The sequence below is a fragment of the Kitasatospora sp. NPDC004799 genome, from assembly GCF_040609095.1.
In the GTDB taxonomy this organism is placed as follows: domain Bacteria; phylum Actinomycetota; class Actinomycetes; order Streptomycetales; family Streptomycetaceae; genus Kitasatospora.
Genome location: NZ_JBEXJK010000833.1, coordinates 1 through 1,117, shown reverse-complemented (window position 1 = coordinate 1,117; position 1,117 = coordinate 1). Strand labels below are relative to the sequence as shown.

General features: G+C 75.8%; 1 protein-coding gene. It reads right to left on the bottom strand.

Features of this window, described 5'->3' with window-relative positions:
- On the bottom strand, positions 1–1,096 hold a 1,096-nt coding region (locus tag ABZW03_RS41150), incomplete at its 3' end, for an AMP-binding protein (protein ID WP_355270039.1).
- Between the last annotated feature and the right edge of the window lie 21 nt (positions 1,097–1,117).

The window sequence follows — 1,117 nt, the reverse complement described above, 5'->3', positions numbered from 1 at the left end:
TCGGCTGCCCAGCAGGCCGACCCGCGCGACGAGGCCGTACTTGCGCTTCATCAGGTCGAGGTAGTGGACGGTGTCCCGGTCGGCGGGCGTAGGCGGCGTCCACGGTGCACTCGGTGGGCCCGTACAGGTTGTACGTCGTGACGCCGAACTCGGCCTGCGCGGCACACAGTTCCCGCCAGGTGGCGGCGGGGACGGCCTCGCCGCCGAGCTGCAGCACCCGCGGGTGGTGCGGGGCGGGGCCGAGCAGTCCGGCGGCGGTGAGCTCGCGCAGGTAGGAGGGCGTGACGTTGACGACGTCGATCCGCTGCTCGACGATCCGGGCGCAGAAGGCCCGCGGGTCCAGCCGGACGTCCTCGTCGATCAGGTGCAGCTCCTGACCGGACGCCAGCAGCAGCGGGCCCTCCCAGCTGGTGTCGAAGGAGAGCGAGGCGCTGAGCGCGACCTTCAGCCGGCCGCCGTCGGCGGTGTGCGGGGCGAGCATCCCCGCCCGGTGGTCGTGGCAGAGGTTGACCAGCTGGCGGTGCTCGACGACCACGCCCTTGGGGCGGCCGGTGGAGCCGGAGGTGTGGATGAGGTAGGCGGCGTGCCCCGGCCGCAGCGGGGCGGTCCGCTCGGCGTCGGTCAGGTCGTGGCCGGGCAGCGCCTCCCACGGCACCTCGCGCAGGGACCGCTCGGTCAGCACCGTCCAGGGCCGGGTGTCGTCGAGCAGCAGGGCGGCCCGCTCCTCGGGCAGGTCCGGGTCGACGAACTGGAGGGCGGCGCCGGCCTTGAGCACCCCGAACAGCGCGACCAGCAGCTCCGAGGTGCGCGGCAGCCGGACCGCGACCACCTGCTCGGGCCCAGCGCCGAGGGCGGCCAGGTGGCGGGCGAGCCGGTTGGCCCGGGCGTTGAGGGCGGCGTAGTCCAGGGTGGCGTCCCGGGCGACCAGCGCGGTGGCCGCCGGGGTGCGGGCGGCCTGCTCCTCGAACAGGGCGGTGAAGGTGGTGTCCGGCACCGGCAGCACCTCGCCCCGCCCCTGCCGCAGCACCTCCCGCCGCTCGTCCGCGGTCATGAGCACGACCCGGACGCCGCCGACGAGCCCACGCTCGCCGCCCACCGGGTGCTGCTGGGGGCGCCC